A 20,477-nucleotide genomic window follows, 5' to 3' on the forward strand; every position below is an offset into this window, starting at 1 on the left:
AGCCCGGTCTGGGGGATCCGGCGGATCCGTGGAGACCGTCCAGCCTGCGGCTGGTGTGCCTGGACATCGACGACACGTTGATCGACTTCACCTCCGCGGGCGAACGCGCGCTGTCGCTGCTGATCGGCCGGGCCGACCTGTGGCCGCTGTGGGAGCGGATCACCGACTGGCACGTCGCCCGTGTCGTCGCGGGGGAGATCGACTACGCGTCCATGCACCACCGGCGCACCCAGTGCTTCCTCGCCGAGATCGGCGTCGTGCTGGAAGCGGAGGACGTGGCCCGGTTCGAGCGCCGCCGCAAGGAGGTGCTGCGCAGCTCGTGGCGCCTCTTCGACGACGTCCTGCCCTGCCTGGAGTGGCTGCGCGCGGCGGACGTCCTCATCGCCGCTGTGACCAACGCCTCCGGCGCCCACCAGCGCGCCAAGCTAGCCGATCTGGGGCTCACCCGCTTCTTCGACCACGTGGCGATCGCCGGTGAGGTCGGGGCCGCAAAGCCCGATCCGGTGATGTTCCACGCCGTGTGCGCGGTCCTCGACTGCGACCCGAGTGAGGCCGCCCACGTGGGCGACAAGCTGCACACCGACGCCGTGGGCGCCCGGGACGCCGGCCTGGAGGGCGTGTGGCTCGACCGGGCGGGCGGTGACGCGGAGGTGCCGGAGGGTGTGCACGTCATCGGCGGGCTGGACGAGCTCCCGCAGCTGCTGGTCAGCGAGTTCGCGCGGATCGGCGTGCCCGCCCAGCGCTGAACCCCACCCCCGGTTACGCACCGCTGACGGGGCTAGGCTATATTTCTTCCCAGCGGAGCTGCTCCGAGTCGCGAATCGGAGTGGCAAACCGTTGGGGTATGGTGTAATTGGCAGCACGACAGATTCTGGCTCTGTTAGTCTAGGTTCGAGTCCTGGTACCCCAGCTGCAAGAGGAAAAACCACCTCTGGTAAGGTTCCTCTCGCAACAAGGGAAAGAGCGAGTGCCTAGCCCCCGTCGTCTAGCGGCCTAGGACGCCGGCCTCTCACGCCGGTAGCGTGGGTTCGAATCCCATCGGGGGTACTCCGAAAGGCCGCCAGCTATCAGGCTGGCGGTCTTTTTCGTTGCCCTGCTTGAAAAGCCGCCCGTCCACGGTGGACAAAACCGGATGACAGAGCCGGCCGCCCGGCCTAATCTCCGGGCATGGCCGAGATCACTCCCGCGCTCCAGGTGGCCCACACAGCCGATCTCGGCGCTCCGGTCCTCAGCGCTGCCCGTGAGCTCTTGTACGGCGTGTTCGAAGGCGACCTGACCGAGCACGACTGGGAGCACGCCCTCGGTGGCGTGCACGCCCTGCTGTGGGAGGGCCCGGAACTGGTGGCCCACGCGTCCGTGGTGCAGCGCAGGATGGTCCACAACGGGCGGGCCTGGCGCACCGGGTATGTGGAGGCCGTTGGAGTGCGCGCGGACCGCCGGCGGCGCGGCTACGGCGGCCTGGTGATGGAGCCGCTGGAGCGTGTGATTCGCGAGGCTTACGAGGTGGGTGCGCTCAGCGCGTCGGACAAGGCGATCCCGTTCTACGGCTCCCGCGGCTGGGTGTGCTGGCGCGGGCCACTCTCCGCGCTCACGCCGTCCGGGATCACGCCCACGCCCGAAGAAGCGGGCGGGGTCTTCGTGCTCGGCACGTCGCTCGACCCGGACGGGGAGCTGACGTGCGACTGGCGCGACGGGGACGTCTGGTGAGCCGGTGGCGCCGCGGGCGGGGCGCCACCGGGGGTCACGTCAGGTTCGCGTAGACGACGATGTTGTCGGTGTAGCTGTGCTCGGCGTGGTCGAACACACCGCCGCACGTGATGAGCCGCAGCTGCGGCCCGTCGGTGTTGCCGTAGACCGCGTCCTGCGGGAACTGGTCCTTGGGCACCTGCGTGGTGTGGTCGACCACGAACCGCAGCTGCTGCCCGTCGCTGCGGTCGACGAAGATCTCGTCGCCAGGCCGGACGTCCTTCAGCTTGTAGAAGACGCCCGGCTGGTGGTTGCCGTCCACGTGGCCCAGGATGATCGCCGGGCCGACGTCACCGGGCACGGGGGACAGGCGGTACCAGGCGGCCTGCATCGGCTTGTCGACCGAGGGCACCGCGATCTCGCCGTCCTTGTTGACCGCGACCGAGATGAGTGAGGACTCCGCGCCGATCTTCGGGATCCGCACCTGGGTCGGGCGCAGCTTGTCGTAGGGCTTGGTCACCGGGACCGACGTGGTGGGCGCCGCCGCCTGCGTCGGCTGCGGATCGGAGCCGCAGCCGGTCAGGACGAGGGCGAGCAGAACCGCCGGGGCGGCCGCGTGAACGCGACCGCCCCGGCCGGTGAACGGGTTGCGCATGGCGGTCAGAACCGGGCGGTGCCGCCGGCCCCGGTCTCCACGCCCGCCTTGGGCGCGAACGAGACCTGGGCGTCACCGCCGTTGCTCTGCTGCCACTCGACGGACTCGCCCGAGCCCGGGACCGGAGCCACGCCGCCGCCGGACGCGCCGCCGCCCTGCGGGGCGCCCGCGCAGGTCCAGTCGGCCGTGACGGTGCCCGAGTCGAAGGACTTGCCCTCGTGCAGCTGCACGAGGTAGTCCCAGTACCGGCCGTCCTGCTCCTCCTGGTACGGGCCGTCGAGGATGTCGAAGTCCGGCGACCACACGTCGGTCGGCTGGCCGGCGGCGCAGGCGATGATCAGCACGCCGGTGCCGTCGCCGAGGTCGATGCCGTAGGCGGTGTCGTCCTCGTACGGCGGCTCCTCCGGGGCGCTGCTGGAGGTCGACGCCGGCTCGCTCGACCCGGTGGTCGTCGTGACCGGCGTCGTCGTGGTGCCCGGGCTGCTGGTGACGCTCGGCTGGCTGGTCGTGCTGGTGGCCGAGGATGTCTCGCTCGTCGTCTCGGCGGCCGAGCTCGGCGCGGACGTCTCCGTGCTCTCCGGCGCGGCCGACGTCGTGGTGGTGACCTCCGGGGTGGTGCTCTCCTCGGCGAGCGCGGCCGGGGCCGTGGTGAGGGTGATCAGCGCACCGCTGATCACGGCCGCCGCGAGGCGGCCCAAGGGCTTACGCAAAGTGACTCCACTGGTGTTGCTCGGAACGCGCGGTGACCCCGACCGCTCTCGGCGCGCGCGTCATCACTCTTCTGGCCGAGGGTCTCGCGTGATCATCCCCGATTCCGGTCACGGGGAGAAACGAAAAGGCCTGTGACAGAAATTGTCCGGGAAATGTGTAACGCGGACGCCCTAATCGGCGATCGCGAATCAACGCGTTACATCAAGGGACGATAACAGCGGTCCGCGGCCGTGACCAGGCCGGTTCCGCGCGAAAATTTCCCACGGCTTGACGGGCGGCCGCAGATCGCCAGGTGGAGGCGGTCACGGAGCGTGGCGCCCTGCCGCGCGGGAAAGCCCTTTCGGTCGATGTTGTGAGCCCTTCACCGGTGCCAGCATGGAGAGATCCCGATCTTGAGCCGTTGTGAGGGGCGGCTCACAGCGGTCTTGGTCTCGTTTCAGTGCCAATTCGGGTACGGGCGAGGCACAGTGGGTATTGCGATTGTGCTTGCCGAGGTGGCAGAGGAAGGGGGATTAGACCGTGACCGGACCAATCGGGCGTTTCTGGCGGCGCCTGCACATCGGTCGCAACCCGTTGGCCAGAACGTCCGACCGGGTCGAGGCTGCGCTCCTGTTGGTGGTCGTGCTGGGGCTGCTCGTCGCGGTTCCGCTGGCGTTGTTCACCGGGTCCCGGACGTACGGGGGCCAGCTGGCGGTTTCCGAACAGCAGCGCACTTCGCGGCACCTCGTGACCGCGACGCTGCTCGAGGACGCGCCGGCGCCGGTGCCGGCGACCGAGGGCGCGTTCTCGACCAGCAGCACGGCCGGGGTGCACGCGACGTGGACCTACAACGGCGGGGAGCCGAAGACGGGCATCGTGGCGGCCGACCCCGGCGCGACGGCCGGGTCGACGGTGCCGGTGTGGATCAACGAAGCCGGTGACCCGGCGCCCGCGCCGATCAGCTCGACCGACGCGGCCACGACCGGTGTGCTGGCTGGGATCTTCGCCTGGCTGGTGGCGGCGCTTGTGCTGACCGCGACGTACTGGATCACGCGCTTCGTGCTGGACCGCAGGCGCGCCGCGCGGTGGGAAGCCGAATGGGCCACGCTCGGCGACCGCTGGGCGCGTTCCTGACTGTTCTTACTGGGGTCTGACACGCCGCTCGCGGGCATCCGACGAGGGTGCCCCTGCGGCGCTCCTCCGCTCCGGCGGACACCACTGGGGTGACGGCTGCTGTCTTCAGCGCGCTCCGCTGGCGGAATCGCGCGCTGATCTCCGCCGGCCCGACCCGCCGCTCCATCGGGGCCGGTGGCTGCCCATTGTCGGCTGGGATTCAGCGCACACCGCGCGGGCGGAACTGGATGCTGATCCTCGGCCCGACGGGGCGGCTCGTCTTCGGGATGGCGTGCTCCCACGTCCGCTGGCACGAACCGCCCATGACGATGAGGTCGCCGGGGCCCAGGAGTTGCCGCACGGTCGCCCCGCCGCCGCGTGGGCGCAGCAGCATGCTCCGCGGCGCGCCGACCGACACGATCGCCACCATCGTGTCCTCGCGCGAACCCCGGCCGATCGTGTCGCCGTGCCACGCCACGCTGTCCCGGCCGTCGCGGTAGAAGCACAGCCCCGCCGTGCGGAACGGCTCGCCGAGCTCGTCCCCGTAGTGCCGGCTCAACGCGGCCCGCGCCTCGTCCAGCACCGGGTCCGGCAGCCGCTCGTCCTCGCCGTAGAAGCACAACAGCCGCGGCACGTCGACCACCCGGTCGTACATCCGGCGCCGCTCCGCGTGCCACGGCACGTCCGCCGCCAGGCGATCGAACAACAGGTCCGCGCCCGACAGCCACCCCGGCCGCAGATCGATCCACGCGCCGTCGCCCAGTTCCGTGCGCCGCGTCTCGGTCAGGGACCCGAGCGAACATTCCTCGGCCTGACCGAACAGCGAACCCTGCAGCCCTGCGGTCATGACCCGAGGCTACCCCAAATCGAACGTGTGTTCTACCCGGGCATGTGCTGTTCGAACCCGCCCGAGGCGCGCCGGAGGACCGCGAGAGCTACAGCCTTTCCTGCAACGCCTCCGCCGCCGCGAGCAGATCCGCCGCCCAGCGCGCGCCCGGCTTGCGCCCTATCCGTTCCACCGGGCCGGAAACCGACACGGCCGCGATCACGTTGCCCGCGGAATCCCGCACCGGCGCGGAAACACTCGCCACGCCCGGCTCCCGCTCGGCCACGCTCTGCGCCCATCCGCGGCGGCGCACTTCGAGCAGGGTCCGTTCCCCGAACACCGCGTCCGCCAGGATTGTGCGCTGGGTGTGCGGATCGGACCACGCGGCAAGGACCTTCGCGCCAGAGCCCGCCGTCATCGACAGCCGAGTCCCGATCGGCACCGTGTCGCGCAGTCCGCTCATCGGCTCCGCGGACGCCACGCACACACGCTGCACCCCGTCGCGGCGGTACAACTGGACGCTCTCCCCGGTGATGTCGCGCAGCTTCGGCAGTACCGAACTCGCCGCGTCCAGCAACGGATCCGCGGTGCCGCCCGCGAGTTCGGCGAGTGCGGATCCCGGGCGCCAGCGGCCGTCCGGCCCGCGCCGCAGCAGCCGGTGCACCTCGAGTCCGACGGCGAGGCGGTGCGCGGTCGCGCGCGGCAACCCGGTTCGGGTGCACAGTTCCGCGAGCCCGCAGGGATCTTCGGCGACGGCATGCAGCACGGCGACGGCCTTGTCCAGAACGCCGATACCGCTCTGCTGGTCAGTAGAGCTATGCTGTCCCACGACGCGATACTAGCTTCCCGGGATTTGGGAAGTCCAGAATCTGGGAAAATCGAACCCGAGGTCGCTGACGTTCCCGCGACGGTCCTCAGGTTCCTTTGCTCCCAATCAACCTCGTGGGAGGAGCACAGATGACCACCACGCGGCCGCGGACACTGGCCGAGAAGGTGTGGGAGGCGCACACCGTGCGCCGCGGTGAAGGAGCGGAGCCCGACCTGCTCTACATCGACCTGCACCTGGTGCACGAAGTCACCAGCCCGCAGGCGTTCGACGGTCTCCGGCTGGCCGGCCGCAAGGTGCGGCGCCCGGACCTGACCATCGCGACCGAGGACCACAACGTCCCGACCGTCGACATCGAACTCCCGATCGCCGACCCGGTGTCCCGCACCCAGGTCGAGACGCTTCGGAAGAACTGCAAGGAGTTCGGCGTCCGGCTGCACCCGATGGGCGACGCCGAGCAGGGCATCGTGCACGTCATCGGCCCGCAGCTGGGCCTGACCCAGCCCGGGATGACGGTCGTCTGCGGTGACAGTCACACCTCCACCCACGGCGCGTTCGGCGCGATGGCCTTCGGCATCGGCACCTCCGAGGTCGAGCACGTGCTGGCCACCCAGACCCTGCCGCTGCGGCCGTTCAAGACGATGGCGATCAACGTCGACGGCAGGCTCCGGCCGGGTGTCACGGCGAAGGACGTCATCCTCGCCGTCATCGCCAAGATCGGCACCGGCGGCGGCCAGGGCTACGTCCTGGAGTACCGGGGCAGCGCGATCGAGGCGCTGTCGATGGAAGCCCGCATGACGATCTGCAACATGTCGATCGAGGCGGGCGCGCGCGCCGGGATGATCGCCCCGGACGAGACCACCTTCGCCTACCTGAAGGGCCGCCCGCACGCCCCGCAGGGCGCCGACTGGGACGCCGCGGTGGAGAACTGGAAGTCGCTGCGCACCGACGAGGGCGCCGTCTTCGACGCCGAGGTCCACCTCGACGCCGACTCCCTGACCCCGTTCGTGACGTGGGGCACCAACCCCGGCCAGGGCCTGCCGCTGAGCGAGTCGGTGCCGGACCCGGAGCAGATCGCGGACGAGACCGAGCGGTTCGCCGCCGAGAAGGCCCTGTCCTATATGGACCTCAAGCCGGGCACCCCGCTGCGTGACATCAAGGTCGACACCGTCTTCCTCGGCTCGTGCACCAACGGCCGGATCGAGGACCTGCGGGCGGCCGCGGACGTGCTCCAGGGCCGCAAGGTGGCCGAGGGCGTCCGGATGCTCGTCGTGCCCGGCTCGATGCGGGTGCGCCAGGCCGCCGAGGCCGAGGGGCTGGACAAGGTCTTCCTCGACGCCGGCGCGGAGTGGCGCCAGGCGGGCTGCTCGATGTGCCTCGGCATGAACCCGGACCAGCTGGCCCCCGGCGAGCGCAGCGCGTCCACCTCCAACCGCAACTTCGAGGGCAGGCAGGGCAAGGGTGGCCGCACCCACCTCGTCTCGCCGCTCGTCGCGGCCGCCACGGCCGTCCGCGGCACGCTGTCCAGCCCCGAAGACCTGAACTGAAGGAGCCCGCACCACCATGGAGCCGTTCAAGACGCACACCGGCATCGGAGTGCCCCTGCGCAGGTCCAACGTGGACACTGACCAGATCATCCCGGCCGTCTACCTCAAGCGGGTCAGCCGCACCGGTTTCGAGGACGGCCTGTTCGCCGCCTGGCGGACCGACGAGTCGTTCATCCTGAACCAGGAGCCGTTCAAGGCCGGCAGCGTCCTGGTCGCCGGTCCGGACTTCGGCACGGGGTCCTCGCGCGAACACGCTGTCTGGGCATTGATGAACTACGGCTTCCGGGTCGTCATCTCCTCCCGCTTCGCCGACATCTTCCGGGGCAACTCCGGGAAGCAGGGTCTGGTGGCCGCCCAGTGCGAGCAGTCGGACGTCGAGCAGCTGTGGAAGATCCTCGAGAACGACCCCGGCACGGAGGTCACGGTCGACCTCGAGGCGAAGACCGTGCGGGCCAAGGACTTCCAGACGACCTTCGCGATCGACGACTACACCCGCTGGCGGCTGCTGGAGGGGCTGGATGACATCGCTCTCACCCTGCGACACGCCGACGAGATCGACCGGTTCGAGTCGCAGCGTCCCAGCTGGAAGCCGGTGACCACCCCGGTGGCCGCCGGATAGCACGAATTCCCTGCTCAGCAAGGGATTCGCACCCGGTCCGAGGCCGGGAACACCACGCCGAACGGCGCGCGGAAGGGCCCGAGAGGGTCGCTCAGGAGGCGGAAACCACGCCCCGCCTGCAGAAAAATTCCGCGCGCCGTTTGGAATTTTGGGCGAGTTGGTAATACCGTGTGCGTGAAGTCGGCCGATGTGGCCGTGTGACACGTAGTTCTTCATGGAGGACTGGAATGGCCAACAAGGCCCAGCTGATCGAGGCGCTCTCCGAGCGTCTGGGCGACAAGAAGGTTGCTTCCCAGGCGGTCGACAACCTGGTGGACATCATCATTCGCACCGTGCAGAAGGGCGAGAAGGTCAACATCACCGGTTTCGGTGTGTTCGAGAAGCGTGCCCGCGCGGCCCGCACCGCTCGCAACCCGCGCACCGGTGAGACGGTCAAGGTGAAGAAGACCAACGTTCCGGCCTTCCGCGCCGGCACGACCTTCAAGGACGTCATCAGCGGTGCCAAGAAGCTGCCGAAGGCCACGGCGGCGAAGCGCACGACGACTTCGACCCGCAGCGCTGCCGCTTCGACCCGCAGCACCGGCACCACCGCGTCGCGCTCGACGACCTCGCGGGCCACCACCGCGAAGGCGACCACCACGCGTCCCACCGCGACCCGCAGCACCAGCACGCGCAGCCGCGCCGCGGCCGCCACCAAGACGGCGGCCCCGAAGGCCACGGCTTCGAAGGCTACGGCTTCGAAGACCACGGCGGCGAAGTCCACCGCGGCCAAGAAGACGACCGCCACGAAGGCGGCCCCGAAGGCCACCGCGGCGAAGACCACTGCCGCGAAGAAGACCACCACGACCCGGAAGAAGAAGTAAGCGCCGTAGCGATTGCTTCTCGGCAGGGCCCCCGCGGTAACCCGCGGGGGCCCTGCCGCGTTTGCACCCAGCCACCCACCCAAGGTGACATGGGGGGCTCTTCTGTCATCCCGGAGCCTGCCCGTCCGGCGAGGACTGTTTTGATCTTTGGAGGTGCGCTGTCGCGCGGCGGAGAGTCCGCCCTGCGGGCGGTGCGCCCTTCGGACGGGAAGCGCCTCACGGCGGGAGAAAGGTCGCCTTGGATGCCGACCTCCCCCACCCCCTCACCTCGATTGCGTATTGGTCGCCGAACAGCGGCGTCAAGGCGGGAAAGAGTACCTTGACTCCGCTGATCGGCGACCAGAAGCAGGCTGTGGATCGGGGGCGGGGGAGGTCTGGGGCTTGGTCGGCTGGCTTGCGTTGGCGAGGCGGGCGGGGGCTTCGGTGCGCTGCGACCACCGTCGCAGGCGGACGGACTACACCTGGCTCGTGGCGGGGGTTGGCAGCGCTGTGGGCAGGTAGTCCGCCGCCACGAGCTGGGGTCCGCCGTTGCCGGGCGCGGCCCGGAACGAGAGCACCCACACCGAGCCCTTCTTGCTCGGCACCTTCTCACCTTCATCCACCGGCAGGCGCACGCCGTCTCGCGTGGCCAATCGTGTCACCAGGTCCGGGATCACCCCGCCCTGGCTGCACACCACGGGCGTCCCACCGACGGACACCAGCGCCAGCAGCCTGGCGAGCCCGGCGTCCCGGTCGTCCCAGTAGTGTTCCTCCGCCATCAGGTCCTCGTGCTCCACCGGCACACCGAGGTCATCCGCCACCCCGCGCACCGTCTGCTCGCACCGCAACCGGGGAGCGGCCACCACCCTGTCCGGTCCGAACAGCGGCAACAACGCCCGCAGCGCGGCGGCCTGCCGGATGCCGCTCGGGGACAGCGGACGGAGGTCGTCGTCACCCCGCCACTCGTCCCGCTTCCCGGCCTTCGCGTGTCGCACGAGCAACAGCGTGGTCAAGCTCGCGGGCAATGCTCCGAAGTCCTCGAGCACCGACCGGTCACTGTCGTACGACAGCAACCCGGCCGCCTCCGCGGGCGCGAGCCACCTCAGCTCGTCGACCTCCTCGTTGGGCTCGAAAGCCCCCGAGACGGCCGCCGCGCTGTAGTAGTCCACCGACTTCGGCCCGGCCGCCACCGAGTACCGCACCGTCCGCAGGTGCCGCCCCAGGTGGGCCCGGAAACCGGTCTCCTCCGCGATCTCCCGCACCGCCGCGGCGGGCAGGGTCTCCCCGCTGTCGAGCTTCCCCTTCGGCAGCGACCAGTCGTCGTAGCGGGGTCGGTGCGCGACAGCCACCTCGATCCCGCCCGGACCGGTCCGCCACAGCACCGCACCCGCGGCGCGGACACGAACAGAACTCACCCGTTGGCCCCGTGCTTCTTCAACAACTCGTTCTGGTGGTCGCGGACCTGCGTGGTGTCCGCGGGCGACGGCTGCCACTCCCCGCTGTCGGTCAGCACCCAGCACCGCGTCGCCGGGTCCAGCGCCGAATCGAGGATCTCGTCCAGCTGCCTGGTCAGCCGCACGTCCTTGACCTGCACCATCGCCTCGATCCGGCGGTCCAGGTTGCGGTGCATCATGTCCGCGCTGCCGATCCAGTAGGTGCGCCCGGCGAGGAAATGGAAGATGCGGGAATGCTCCAGGAACCGCCCGAGAATGGACCGGACGGAAATGTTCTCGGACAGTCCGGGCACCCCCGGTTTCAGGGCGCAAATACCCCGCACCACGATCTCCACCGGAACCCCTTCGGCAGAGGCCCGGTAGAGCGCGTCGATGATTTGCTCGTCGACGAGCGAGTTGCACTTGATGCGGATACCCGCTTCCGCGCCGGCGTGCTTGTGCTCGATCTCCTCGTCGATCAGCCGCAGGATGCCACGCCGGATTCCCGCCGGTGAGGTGAGGATGTTGCGGTAGGTGTCCTGCCGCGAATACCCGGTCAGCACGTTGAACAGGTCCGTGATGTCCGCGCCGATGTCCGGGTCCGCGGTCAGCAGGCCGACGTCCTCGTAGAGCCGCGCGGTCTTCGGGTTGTAGTTGCCGGTGCCGATGTGGCAGTAGCGGCGGATGGTCGAGCCCTCCTGCCGCACCACCATCGCCACCTTGCAGTGCGTCTTCAGCCCGACGAGCCCGTACACCACGTGCACCCCCGCCCGCTCCAGCGTGCGGGCCCAGGTGATGTTGGCCTCCTCGTCGAACCGGGCCTTGATCTCCACCAGCGCCACGACCTGCTTGCCCGCCTCGGCGGCGTCGATGAGCGCGTTCACGATGGGGGAGTCACCGGACGTGCGGTACAGGGTCTGCTTGATGGCCAGCACCTTGCTGTCCCCGGCGGCCTGCTCGATGAACCGCTGAACGCTCGTCGAGAACGAGTCGTACGGGTGGTGCACGAGCACGTCGCCTTCGCGCAGGGTGGCGAAGACGCTCTTCGGCGTCTCGTGCTCACCGAACGCCGGGTGCGTGGCCGGGACGAAAGGGCGGTCCTTCAGTTCCTTGCGGTCCAAACTGGAAAGCTGCATCAGGCATGTCAGGTCCAGCAGCCCCGGCACCTCGACCACGTCGTGCGGATCGACCTCCAGCTCCCGCAGCAGCAGGTCGAGCACGTGCTCGCTCATGTCGTTGGCGACCTCGAGCCGCACCGGCGGGCCGAACCGGCGCTGCGCCAGCTCCCGCTCCAGCGCCTGCAACAGGTCCTCGTCGCGGTCCTCGTCCACGTCCACGTCGGCGTTGCGGGTCACCCGGAAAACGTGGTGCTCGGTGACCTCCATGCCGGTGAACAGCTCACCGAGGTGCGCGGCGATCAGCTCCTCCAACGGCAGGAACGTCGCGACGCGGCTCTCCCGCTGCTGCTCGACGCGGATCAGGCGCGGCACGTTGTTCGGCACCTTGACCCTCGCGAACCGCTCGGTGCCCAGGTCCGGGTCCCGCACGGTGACGGCCAGGTTCAGCGACAGCCCCGAGATGTAGGGGAACGGGTGCGCCGGGTCGACCGCCAGCGGCGTCAGCACCGGGAAGATCTGCTCGGTGAAGTAGTCCGACAGCCGCGCCTGGTCGTCCGCCTCCAGATCGGCCCAGCACACGATCTGGATGTCGTGCTTGGCCAGCTCCGGGCGGACGTGCTCCTCGAACGCGGCGGTGTGCCGCTCCACCAGGTCCTGGTTGCGCTTCGCGATGTAGGCCAGCTGCTCGCGCGGGGTGAGCCCGTCGGCGCTGCGCACCGGCAGCCCGGTCTCGTCGCGGCGCTTCAGCCCGGCTACCCGCACCATGTAGAACTCGTCCAGATTGGACGCGAAGATGGCGAGGAACTTGGCCCGCTCCAGCAGCGGCTGGGACGCGTCCTCGGCCAGCGCCAGCACCCGGGCGTTGAAGTCCTGCCACGACAGCTCGCGGTTGAAGTACCGGTCGTCGGGCAGGGACGCGGGCGGCAGGTCCGACGACGGGGTCACCGCCGGGGGCGCGGACGGGATGGCGCGGAATCTCGTGGGCGCGGCGGTCTCGCCGGACGCCGGTTGGGTCGTTGCCGGGGGGTTGGTCTCGTCGCTGCTCACCCTCGCATTGTTCCCTACTTCGGGCCTGCCTGCCGATACTCCGAGTGAGAGATTGAGCAGTTCACCCGTGCTCCGCAGGACCACCCGGAGCAGTTCGCCGAGCGGCCGGGTGATGTTCACGCGACCTCCCGTGAGCAGAGCACCGCCCGTGTCCGGTCGCCGACACCCAGACGGCAGGCCTCCGCGAGGTCCGCCGGGGTGTCCACGTCCCGGCGCAGGGTCGGCAGGTCCAGTTCCAGTGGCACCGCGCCGGACCCGGCGTGCGCCGCGGCCGAACCGGCGCCGAACCTCGGGTCGAGCGGCCCGCCCGGTTCGGACAGCAACAGCGTCGTGCCGGTGCCGTCGGCGTCCGCGACGAACACCCGCCTGCCCTCCGCCGCGGCGAGTGCCGCGGCCAGCTCCGCGGGGCGCAAAGCGGGCAGATCGGCTTGAATCGCCCCGACCACGGCGTCCGGCTCCCGCTGCCGGAGCAGCGCCTCGCCCTGCCGCAGCGCGGAGTTCAGGTCGCCGTCGCCGCGCTCGCCGACGACCTCCACTCCGGGGCGTCGCAGACCGGACACCGCGGCCGGATCGGCGGCGACCACCAGCACGCGACGGACCCCGGCGTCGGTCGCCGCGGCCAGGGTGTCCCAGGCCAGGGCCAGTACGAGCGCGGCGTGGTCGTGCTCGTCCACCGCGCCACGCAGGCGGGACTTGCCTGCCCGCGGCGGCTTCAGCGGGACGATCAGGCCGGAGATTTCGACGGGTACGGGCACACCCCCATCTTTCCGCAATCGTGCACCTAGGATCAGCTACCGGCAGCACACACCACAGCAGGAGGAGTCTTGGCCGGTCGTGAGAAGGGCGGGTTCTGGGTCGGAGCCGCCGCCGTGCTGTTCTACCCGGTGAGCTGGATCGGCAGGCGGGTCTACACCGGCGCCGAGCGCATCCCGCGGGAAGGTCCGGCGCTCGTGGTCATGAACCACGTCTCGCACATGGACCCCGCCGTCGACGCGGTGTTCATCCACCGCCAGAAGCGCGTGCCGCGGTTCCTGGCCAAGGACAGCCTCGCCCGCACGCCGATCTTCGGGAAGATCCTCGTCGGCGCCGGCAGCATCCCGGTGTACCGCGGGTCGGCGCAGGCCGGCGACAGCCTCCGCGCCGCGCACCAGGCGCTGCAGGAGGGCAAGGTCGTCGTCATCTACCCCGAGGGCACCATCACCAAGGACCCGAACGGCTGGCCGAAGCGGTCGCACACCGGGGTCGCGCGGCTGGCGCTCGACAACGACGTCCCGGTGATTCCCGTGGCGCGCTGGGGCACCCAGCAGATCCTGGACTTCTACCACAAGAAGGTGCGGCTGCTGCCGCGCACGACCGTGACGCACGCGGTGGGCGAACCGGTCGACCTGTCCGCCTACCGCGGCAAGCCGCAGACCGGTCCGCTGCTGCGGGAGGTGACGGAACTGCTCATGGAGCGGGTCACCGAGCTGCTGGCCGACGTCCGCGGTGAGCAGCCGCCGGCCCACAAGCCCGAGGCGGCGGACTGACGATGGTGCAGCGCATCACCGTGCTCGGCGCGGGTTCGTGGGGCACCGCGTTCGCGAAGGTGCTCGCCGACGCGGGCCGGGACGTGACGATGTGGGCCCGGCGGGCGGAAGTCGCCCGGGAGATCCGCGAGCGGCACGCCAACAGCGGTTACCTCCCGGGCATCGAACTGCCCGCGAACCTGACCGCGACGCACGACCCGGCTGAGGCGCTGGCGGGCGCGGAGGCGGTCGTGCTGGCCGTGCCCAGCCAGAGCCTGCGCGCGAACCTGTTCGGCTGGCGGGAACTCCTGCCGCGCGGCGCGATCCTGGTCAGCCTCGCCAAGGGCGTCGAACTCGGCACGCTCAAGCGGATGAGCGAGGTGATCGCCGAGATCAGCGGCGTGTCCGGGGACGAGATCGTGGTGGTGTCCGGCCCGAACCTGGCGCGGGAGATCGCGCAGGGGCAGCCGGCGGGCGCGGTGCTGGCGTGCGCCGACCACGACCGCGCGGTCGCGATCCAGCAAGCGAGCTTCAACTCCTACTTCCGGCCCTACACCAACACCGACGTGGTGGGCTGCGAGGTCGGTGGCGCCGCGAAGAACGTCATCGCGCTGAGCTGCGGCATGGCGGTCGGCATGGGGCTGGGGGCCAACACCACGGCCACGCTCATCACCCGCGGGCTGGCGGAGATGGCGCGGCTGGGCACGAAGCTGGGCGCCGACCCGCTGACGTTCGCCGGGCTCGCCGGGGTCGGCGACCTCGTGGCGACCTGTTCGTCCCCGCTGTCCCGCAACCGCACCTTCGGCGAGCGGCTCGGGCGCGGCGAGACGCTGGAGCAGGCGCAGGCCGCGGCGGGCGGGCAGGTCGCCGAGGGCGTGATGTCCTGCACGTCCATCCGTGAACTGGCCTACAAGCACGGTGTGGACATGCCGATCACGGACGCGATGCACCGCGTGTGCCATGAGGCCGCGGACCCCCGCCAGGTGGGCGCCGAGCTGCTCGGCCGCCGCCAGAAGCACGAGTGGTCCTAGCAGGTGGAACGGATTTGACGCCCGCCCGGCCTGCTGGTTGGGTGGGCGCCATGACGACGCGTGGCCTGATGACCCGGCGGGATCTCCGCTGCGGCGCCGCGCTGTGTCCTTGTTGTTGTCGCTGACTCAGCCCAGCCTGTCCGACAACCACCTTCTTTTCCGAGGACACCTCTTTTCATGTTTGCCGTTCCGGACAACACCGTTGCCCTGACCGAGAAGCCCGTCCTGCGCCACCCGGTGCGGGTCGCGCTCGAGTTCGCGGCCGACCGCGACCGCTGGCGGCACCTGCTGCGCTACGACCCGGACGAGCGGTTCTCCGCGCTCGTCGAGGCGCGCGACGACGAGGAGATCTGGCTGATGGGCTGGCTGCCCGGTCAGCACACCGATCTGCACGACCACGGGCACTCGACGGGCGCGTTCACCGTTGTCAGCGGACGTCTCACCGAGACCGTCGCGCGGCGCGGGGTGACCGAGGTGCACGCGTTGTCGGCGGGGCAGTCGCGGGTCTTCGGGCCGGGGTACGTGCACCAGGTGCGCAACGACGGCCCGGACCCGGCGATCAGCATCCACGTCTACCGCAGCGGTGGCCGGGTCATGCGGTCCTACCACCTCGACCCGGTCACCGGACCGGTCCGCGACTGACCCTTTCGCCCGTTAGGGAAAGGTTCCCGGGGAGTTCGCCGCATCCGGGTGGAACCTCACGATCGCTGCGGTAGCCTGCGCCTTGATCATCGGACACGCGCGCAGGGGAGCAGGATGCAGCCGAATCTGAGGCCGGGGGAGGATTTCCAGCACCTGCTCGAACAGCAGGTGCGGGAGATGCAGCAGAAGGCCGCGGCGCTGCAGGACGCGCTCGGTGAGGCGTCGGCGACGGTGCGGTCGAAGGACGGGTCGGTGACCGTCACGATCGCGCCGAACGGTGCGTTGCAAAGCCTGGAACTCGGGCACCGCGCCTGCGACCTCGGCCCGGCGCGCCTCACCGCCGCGATCATGGAGGCGGTGCGGGAAGGTCAGCGGCAGGCCGCGCGCGCCGTGTCCGACTCGTTCACCGCGATCGCGGGCGACGGCGAGTCCGCTGAGGTGATCAGGAGTTTCCTGCCGCCGGTCGAGGACGAGCCGGAGGACTTCGCCGAGCCCGAGGCGGAAGCGACACCGTCGCCTCCGCCGCCGGTTTCGCCGTCGCCTCCGGCGCAGCGTCCCGTGCCGCGGCGGCCGCGCCCGGCGTCCCCGGCTGATGACGACGATGAGATGAGGCCGTGGTGAGCGGTTCCGGTTTCGAGGTCGATTCGGCGCCGTTGGTCTCGTTCGGCCAGCACCTCGACCAGTTGACGGAGAACCTGAAGGGCACGGCCGGGGTGGTCGGCGGTTGCGTCGGCGACATCGGCATCTTCGGGATGGTCGGGCAGATCTTCGGCGCCGGCGTCACCTTGTGGTGCGGCAAGGCCGAGGATCAGCTCAACAAGTACTCGGGCACGATCACCGAGTTCGCCGACAACGTGCGCGAGGCCGCGAAGGCCTACGACGCGCACGACGCCGAAACCGCTGCCGGACTGCTGGGGTTCAAGGCATGAGCGAGTACAAGCCCGGGGACGTCGGGCTGCACATGGCCGACAAGTGGCAGACCGGCGCCGGGTTCTTCGACGCCGCGGTCAGCCTGAACGAGGCCGTCAAGGAGAACGACAAGGTCGCGATCGGCATCGGCTCGGCCGGTCTCGCGCTGGAGACGCTGGGGCTCGCGCTCGACCCGATCGGCAGCCTGCTGACCGCAGGGATCGGCTGGCTCATCGAGCACATCTCGGTGCTGCGGTGGCCGCTGGACATCATGTGGGGCGACCCCGAGGGCATCGCGGCGGCCGAGGAAGCGGTCAAGGCCGAGAAGGCGAAGCTCGAGCAGTGGGCGCAGGACCACCAGACCAAGCTCGCGACTCTGATGGAGAGCTGGACCGGTGAGGGCGCCGACCAGTTCCGCAAGAGCATGGAGGCGGTGACCGACCAGCTCAACGCGATCGGCGGTTACCTGGAGAACGCCGGGAAGTCGATGAAGGTCGCCGGTGGTCTGGTCGGCGCCTTCCGCGGCATCGCGCGCGACCTGATCGCGATGCTGCTCGCGACGATCATCAAGGGCGCGCTGATCGCGGCGGCGCTGGCGCCGGTGACGTTCGGCGCGTCGATCGCGATCTTCATCGGCACGACGATCGGCATGGTGGCCACCGCGCTGGGCAAGATCGGCGCGAAGATCGCCGAGCTGACCAGGAAGCTGGTCGACCTGGGCGCGTCGCTGAGCAAGCTCGGCAAGGCCGGTGACGACCTCGCCGGAGCCAAGCCGCCGTCGGTGAAGCCCGGTTCGAGCGGCCCGGCGCCGGCGAACTCCGGTGCGCCGGTGTCGAGTGGCCCCAAGCTGAACGATCCGCCGCCGACTCCGGTTGCGGGGCCGAAGCCTGTGGATGCGGCGCCGGTGTCGAGTGGGCCGAAGTTGAACGATCCGCCGCCGACTCCGGTTGCGGGGCCGAAGCCTGTGGATGCGGCGCCGGTGTCGAGTGGGCCGAAGTTGAACGATCCGCCGCCGACTCCGGTTGCGGGGCCGAAGCCTGTGGATGCGGCGCCGGTGTCGAGTGGGCCGAAGTTGAACGATCCGCTGCCTGCTCCGGTTGCGGGGCCGAAGCCTGCGGATGCGGCGCCCGTGTCGAGTGGGCCGAAGTTGAACGATCCGCCGCCGACTCCGGTTGCGGGACCGAAGCCTGCGGATGCGGCGCCCGTGTCGAGTGGGCCGAAGTTGAACGATCCGCCGCCGACCCCGGCTCCCGCGCCGAAGCCTGCGGATGCGGCGCCCGTGTCGAGTGGGCCGAAGCTGAATGACCCGCCGCCTGCTCCGGTTGCGGCGCCCAAGCCCGCGGATGCGCCGCCGGTGTCGAGTGGGCCCAAGCTGGACGATGCGGTGACGACTGCGTCCGCCGCACCGAAGCCTGCTGACCCACCACCGTCGCCGGTGCCGGGTGGGCCGAAGCCCAACGACCCGGCTCCGGCGCCCAAGCCCGCGGATGTGCAACCGGTGCCCGTGCCGCCGAAGCTGGACACCTCGGCCACGGCTTCGCCGAAGCCAACCGACAACGCGCCCGGTTCGCCCAAGCCAACCGACAACGCGTCCGGCTCGCCGAAGCCCACGGATCAGTCCCACACCGGGGGCTCGAGTCAGGCGGGCGGCTCGAACCAGCCCGGCGGTAACAACCATCCCGGCGGCTCGAACCAGGCGGCCAACAACCAGCCCGGCAACAGTCAGCCCGGTGGTAACCAAGCGGGCAACAACCAGCCCGGCAACAGCACACCGGGCGGCAACCAGGCGACCCCGGATCCCACGCACCACCGGTTGTCCGAACAGATGTCGCAGGCCATCAAGAACGAGCTGGCCAAGATCGAGGGCGTCACGCCCGAGACGCTGGCCAAGTTCGACAAGATCAGCAACTTCTCGGTCGCCCAGCTGGGCAAGCTGTTCGGCGAGGAGGGCGCCGCGAAGTTCGAGCAGGCCATCAAGTACATGACGGACCCGTGGTTCGGCTACCGCGGCCTGGCAGGCAAGACGATCATCGACATGATCAAGGGCGTCCCGGCGAGCGTCGGCAACGTCACCGGCGGCGACGACGAATGACCGGCGGCCCCGCGCTCCGCACCCGGCGGAGCGCGGGGCTCACCGCTTCGGCCAGTGCCAGGCGGGCCGGTCCAGCCTGCCCTGCCCGGCGAGGACCGTCGCGCCGAACTCCTTCTCCGGTTCCAGCACCGCAGCCTCCGGCGCGATCGCCGACAACGCGTGCACCAACGGCCGCGCGTGCGACACCACGATGAGCTGCGCGCGAGGCTTGGCGATCAGCGCGGCCAGCGCCGGCAACAGGTCCGGGTGCAGGCTCGTCTCGGGTTCGTTCAGCACCAGCAGTTCCGGCGGCCGCGGGCTCAGCAACGCCGCCACCCACAACAGGTAACGCAACGTCCCGTCCGACAACTCCGCCGCCCCCAGCGGGCGCAGCAACCCGTGCTGGTGGAACCGCAGCCGCAGCAACCCGTCGGCCGCCCTGACCTCCGCTCGCGACCGCGGGAACGCGTCGGACACCGCCTCGGCCAGTGCTTCGTCGTCACCGAACTCCTGGATCGTCCGCAGCGCCGCGGCCAGGTCGCCGCCGTCATGGTCCAGCACCGGTGTGCGGGTGCCGATCCGGTCCTGGCGGGCGGGCACGGCCGCGTCGGTGCGGAACTGGTCGTAGAACCGCCACGACCGCAACCGTTCCCGCACCACCAGCAGCTCGGGGCAGGCCCGCGGATCGGCCAGTTCGCTCAGCATGCTGTCGGTGAGCCCGATGCGCGAACTCCCCGCCCACGCGCCCGAGTCGTCCCGCACACGCACCGCCGGGCCCGCGCCACAGACACCCCCGTTTGAACTCCGGGTCGAGGTTGAACAGGGTGGGCCGCAGCCGATCCGACGACGGCACCGGCAACCCGAAGTCGAGCGCGTAACCGAATTCGTCGCCGGAGAACCCGAGCCGCAGCCCCACCGCCTTGGTGCGCACCGTCCCCCGCACCGGCACGCGGCCCTCCCGGACCGCGCGCCCGACCGACTCCGGCCCTGCCCACAGCGTCGACGGCAACCCGCCTTCCCGGGCCAGTGCGGCGACCGCGCCGTTCCGCCCGGCGTCGGCGAGCAACCGCAGCGCGCGGTACAGGCTGGACTTTCCGGTGCCGTTGACGCCGGTGACGACCGTCAGCCGGGACAACGGCAGCACCAGGTCCCGCAACGAGCGGTAGTTCTCGACCGCGAGGGTGGTCAGCACACCCCGACGCTACCCACGCGCACGCACGTGCGGCGGGATCGGCGCACCCGCGGGCATGTAGGCGGCCGGGATGGGCTCGCCGAAGGTGGTCTGGACCGGCACCACCCCGGCCCAGATCTCGTGGCTGTCCATGTCCTCCGGCTCGTCGATCGGCTCGCCGGCGCGGATCTTCACCGACGCCTCCGCGAGATCCAGCGCCAGCACCGAAACCGACGCCAGCTCCTTCGCGTTGACCGCCCGCGCGTGGTCCCACGAGCCCGGCGTGAGGTGCTCGGTCACGACGTGCAGCCCGTGCATCTTCTCCTCCCCCGTCACCAGGCGCGCGCTTCCGTGCACGACCGCGCTGCGGTAGTTCATGGAGTGGTTGTTGAGTGAGCGCGCGTAGACCAGGCCGTCGAGCAGCGTGACCGTGACGCACACGTCGATGCCGGTCGCCGCCGCGCGCAGGTTCCCGGCGCCCGTCGAGCCGTGGAAGTACAGGGTGTCGCCGTCGCGACCGTATCCGGTGGGCAGCACGACGGGGGAGCCGTTCAGCACGAGCCCGAGGTGGCAGATCAGGCCGTCGTCGAGCACCTCGTACAGGCGCTCGCGATCGGTGGCCGCGCGGTCCTTCTTGCGCGTCAGGGTGCTGCGCGGGGTGGGCGAGAGCGTGGTCATGCCTTCAGTCTCGAAGGTATAGTGGACTCCTGGTAGATCCACTTTCAAGGCAGAACGAAAGGCCACTT

20 protein-coding genes, 2 tRNA genes and 1 pseudogene are annotated in these 20,477 nt (G+C 70.4%); 13 read left to right on the forward strand and 10 right to left on the reverse strand.

The genetic code is table 11. The features are described from left to right. Positions 1-53: 53 nt before the first annotated feature. The 4 genes from AMETH_RS07600 to AMETH_RS07615 all read left to right on the forward strand — a co-directional run bounded on the left by AMETH_RS07600 (position 54) and on the right by AMETH_RS07615 (position 1,707). Positions 54-746: an HAD family hydrolase gene (locus tag AMETH_RS07600; protein WP_017987472.1), complete on the forward strand. Its 693-nt coding sequence runs from the start codon at positions 54-56 to the stop codon at positions 744-746. A gap of 92 nt (positions 747-838) precedes the next feature. Continuing rightward, positions 839-910, forward strand: a tRNA-Gln gene (locus tag AMETH_RS07605). A gap of 64 nt (positions 911-974) precedes the next feature. After that, positions 975-1,047, forward strand: a tRNA-Glu gene (locus tag AMETH_RS07610). Positions 1,048-1,167: 120 nt separating this feature from the next. Then, on the forward strand, positions 1,168-1,707 hold the full coding sequence (locus AMETH_RS07615; RefSeq protein ID WP_017987473.1) for a GNAT family N-acetyltransferase: 540 nt from the start codon (positions 1,168-1,170) through the stop codon (positions 1,705-1,707). Positions 1,708-1,741: 34 nt separating this feature from the next. On the opposite strand, the gene AMETH_RS07620 is transcribed toward AMETH_RS07615, so the two are convergent. Both AMETH_RS07620 and AMETH_RS07625 read right to left on the reverse strand, forming a co-directional pair. After that, positions 1,742-2,341, reverse strand: coding sequence for a class F sortase (locus tag AMETH_RS07620; protein ID WP_017987474.1), 600 nt, complete (start codon positions 2,339-2,341; stop codon positions 1,742-1,744). A 5-nt stretch (positions 2,342-2,346) separates the two neighbouring features. Further along, positions 2,347-3,051 (reverse strand): hypothetical protein, encoded by a 705-nt coding sequence (locus tag AMETH_RS07625; RefSeq protein ID WP_223843079.1) that lies wholly within the window; start codon positions 3,049-3,051, stop codon positions 2,347-2,349. 520 nt (positions 3,052-3,571) lie between these two features. On the opposite strand from AMETH_RS07625, the gene AMETH_RS07630 reads away from it, so the two are divergent. Next, entirely contained in the window at positions 3,572-4,165 is a 594-nt protein-coding gene (locus tag AMETH_RS07630; RefSeq protein ID WP_017987475.1) for an Rv1733c family protein, read from the forward strand. 199 nt (positions 4,166-4,364) lie between these two features. Here AMETH_RS07630 and AMETH_RS07635 read toward each other — a convergent pair whose 3' ends face one another. Beyond that, entirely contained in the window at positions 4,365-4,991 is a 627-nt protein-coding gene (locus AMETH_RS07635) for an alpha-ketoglutarate-dependent dioxygenase AlkB (RefSeq protein ID WP_017987476.1), read from the reverse strand. An 88-nt stretch (positions 4,992-5,079) separates the two neighbouring features. Beyond that, positions 5,080-5,799 carry an IclR family transcriptional regulator gene (locus AMETH_RS07640; RefSeq protein WP_026153910.1) on the reverse strand — a complete coding sequence of 240 codons (720 nt, stop codon included), beginning with the start codon at positions 5,797-5,799 and terminating at the stop codon, positions 5,080-5,082. 128 nt (positions 5,800-5,927) lie between these two features. Here AMETH_RS07640 and leuC point away from each other — a divergent pair, with 128 nt between their 5' ends. The 3 genes from leuC to AMETH_RS07655 all read left to right on the forward strand — a co-directional run bounded on the left by leuC (position 5,928) and on the right by AMETH_RS07655 (position 8,825). Further along, a complete protein-coding gene (leuC, locus tag AMETH_RS07645; protein ID WP_017987478.1) occupies positions 5,928-7,343 on the forward strand; it encodes a 3-isopropylmalate dehydratase large subunit in 1,416 nt (471 codons plus the stop codon). Between the two features lie 16 nt (positions 7,344-7,359). Then, the gene (leuD, locus tag AMETH_RS07650; RefSeq protein ID WP_017987479.1) at positions 7,360-7,962 is read left to right on the forward strand and encodes a 3-isopropylmalate dehydratase small subunit; all 603 of its coding nucleotides are present in this window, start codon (positions 7,360-7,362) and stop codon (positions 7,960-7,962) included. 227 nt (positions 7,963-8,189) lie between these two features. Beyond that, positions 8,190-8,825 carry an HU family DNA-binding protein gene (locus tag AMETH_RS07655; RefSeq protein ID WP_017987480.1) on the forward strand — a complete coding sequence of 212 codons (636 nt, stop codon included), beginning with the start codon at positions 8,190-8,192 and terminating at the stop codon, positions 8,823-8,825. A gap of 455 nt (positions 8,826-9,280) precedes the next feature. Here the strand turns inward: AMETH_RS07655 and AMETH_RS07660 are convergent, their stop codons facing one another. The 3 genes from AMETH_RS07660 to cofC all read right to left on the reverse strand — a co-directional run bounded on the left by AMETH_RS07660 (position 9,281) and on the right by cofC (position 13,157). Continuing rightward, the gene (locus AMETH_RS07660) at positions 9,281-10,219 is read right to left on the reverse strand and encodes an NUDIX hydrolase (protein WP_081617684.1); all 939 of its coding nucleotides are present in this window, start codon (positions 10,217-10,219) and stop codon (positions 9,281-9,283) included. Further along, positions 10,216-12,402, reverse strand: a complete 2,187-nt coding sequence (locus AMETH_RS07665) for an RNA degradosome polyphosphate kinase (RefSeq protein WP_017987482.1) — start codon at positions 12,400-12,402, stop codon at positions 10,216-10,218. The genes AMETH_RS07660 and AMETH_RS07665 overlap by 4 nt, the downstream gene beginning before the upstream one ends. A 116-nt stretch (positions 12,403-12,518) precedes the next feature. Next, positions 12,519-13,157 carry a 2-phospho-L-lactate guanylyltransferase gene (gene cofC, locus AMETH_RS07670; protein WP_017987483.1) on the reverse strand — a complete coding sequence of 213 codons (639 nt, stop codon included), beginning with the start codon at positions 13,155-13,157 and terminating at the stop codon, positions 12,519-12,521. Between the two features lie 69 nt (positions 13,158-13,226). Here cofC and AMETH_RS07675 point away from each other — a divergent pair, with 69 nt between their 5' ends. From AMETH_RS07675 to AMETH_RS07695, 5 genes are all read left to right on the forward strand, one after another. Further along, complete coding sequence (locus AMETH_RS07675) at positions 13,227-13,928, forward strand: lysophospholipid acyltransferase family protein (RefSeq protein ID WP_017987484.1); 702 nt, start codon at positions 13,227-13,229, stop codon at positions 13,926-13,928. A 2-nt stretch (positions 13,929-13,930) separates the two neighbouring features. After that, the gene (locus tag AMETH_RS07680) at positions 13,931-14,938 is read left to right on the forward strand and encodes an NAD(P)H-dependent glycerol-3-phosphate dehydrogenase (RefSeq protein ID WP_017987485.1); all 1,008 of its coding nucleotides are present in this window, start codon (positions 13,931-13,933) and stop codon (positions 14,936-14,938) included. A gap of 177 nt (positions 14,939-15,115) precedes the next feature. Then, positions 15,116-15,580 (forward strand): cysteine dioxygenase, encoded by a 465-nt coding sequence (locus AMETH_RS07685; RefSeq protein WP_017987486.1) that lies wholly within the window; start codon positions 15,116-15,118, stop codon positions 15,578-15,580. Between the two features lie 114 nt (positions 15,581-15,694). Then, complete coding sequence (locus tag AMETH_RS07690; protein WP_017987487.1) at positions 15,695-16,201, forward strand: YbaB/EbfC family nucleoid-associated protein; 507 nt, start codon at positions 15,695-15,697, stop codon at positions 16,199-16,201. Continuing rightward, positions 16,198-16,509: a type VII secretion target gene (locus tag AMETH_RS07695; protein ID WP_156131622.1), complete on the forward strand. Its 312-nt coding sequence runs from the start codon at positions 16,198-16,200 to the stop codon at positions 16,507-16,509. The genes AMETH_RS07690 and AMETH_RS07695 overlap by 4 nt, the downstream gene beginning before the upstream one ends. Before the next feature lie 2,111 nt (positions 16,510-18,620). Here AMETH_RS07695 and AMETH_RS39725 read toward each other — a convergent pair. The 3 genes and pseudogenes from AMETH_RS39725 to AMETH_RS07710 form a co-directional block, all read right to left on the reverse strand. Beyond that, entirely contained in the window at positions 18,621-19,322 is a 702-nt protein-coding gene (locus tag AMETH_RS39725) for an AAA family ATPase (RefSeq protein WP_223843080.1), read from the reverse strand. 247 nt (positions 19,323-19,569) lie between these two features. Beyond that, positions 19,570-19,752 (reverse strand): annotated as a pseudogene (locus tag AMETH_RS42415) (AAA family ATPase); the annotation flags it as partial. A gap of 9 nt (positions 19,753-19,761) precedes the next feature. Continuing rightward, positions 19,762-20,409, reverse strand: a complete 648-nt coding sequence (locus tag AMETH_RS07710; protein WP_017987491.1) for a pyridoxamine 5'-phosphate oxidase family protein — start codon at positions 20,407-20,409, stop codon at positions 19,762-19,764. Between the last annotated feature and the right edge of the window lie 68 nt (positions 20,410-20,477).

This window comes from Amycolatopsis methanolica 239 (assembly GCF_000739085.1).
GTDB classification, from domain to species: Bacteria; Actinomycetota; Actinomycetes; order Mycobacteriales; family Pseudonocardiaceae; genus Amycolatopsis_E; species Amycolatopsis_E methanolica.

Excerpts from the sequence above, each read along its gene's own strand:
- AMETH_RS07615 (WP_017987473.1), top strand. The coding sequence starts at position 1,168 with ATGGCCGAGATCACTCCCGCGCTCCAGGTGGCCCACACAGCCGATCTC.
- AMETH_RS07620 (WP_017987474.1), bottom strand. The coding sequence starts at position 2,341 with ATGCGCAACCCGTTCACCGGCCGGGGCGGTCGCGTTCACGCGGCCGCC.
- AMETH_RS07635 (WP_017987476.1), bottom strand. The coding sequence starts at position 4,991 with ATGACCGCAGGGCTGCAGGGTTCGCTGTTCGGTCAGGCCGAGGAATGT.
- leuC (WP_017987478.1), top strand. The coding sequence starts at position 5,928 with ATGACCACCACGCGGCCGCGGACACTGGCCGAGAAGGTGTGGGAGGCG.
- leuD (WP_017987479.1), top strand. The coding sequence starts at position 7,360 with ATGGAGCCGTTCAAGACGCACACCGGCATCGGAGTGCCCCTGCGCAGG.
- AMETH_RS07655 (WP_017987480.1), top strand. The coding sequence starts at position 8,190 with ATGGCCAACAAGGCCCAGCTGATCGAGGCGCTCTCCGAGCGTCTGGGC.
- AMETH_RS07680 (WP_017987485.1), top strand. The coding sequence starts at position 13,931 with ATGGTGCAGCGCATCACCGTGCTCGGCGCGGGTTCGTGGGGCACCGCG.
- AMETH_RS07685 (WP_017987486.1), top strand. The coding sequence starts at position 15,116 with ATGTTTGCCGTTCCGGACAACACCGTTGCCCTGACCGAGAAGCCCGTC.
- AMETH_RS07690 (WP_017987487.1), top strand. The coding sequence starts at position 15,695 with ATGCAGCCGAATCTGAGGCCGGGGGAGGATTTCCAGCACCTGCTCGAA.
- AMETH_RS07710 (WP_017987491.1), bottom strand. The coding sequence starts at position 20,409 with ATGACCACGCTCTCGCCCACCCCGCGCAGCACCCTGACGCGCAAGAAG.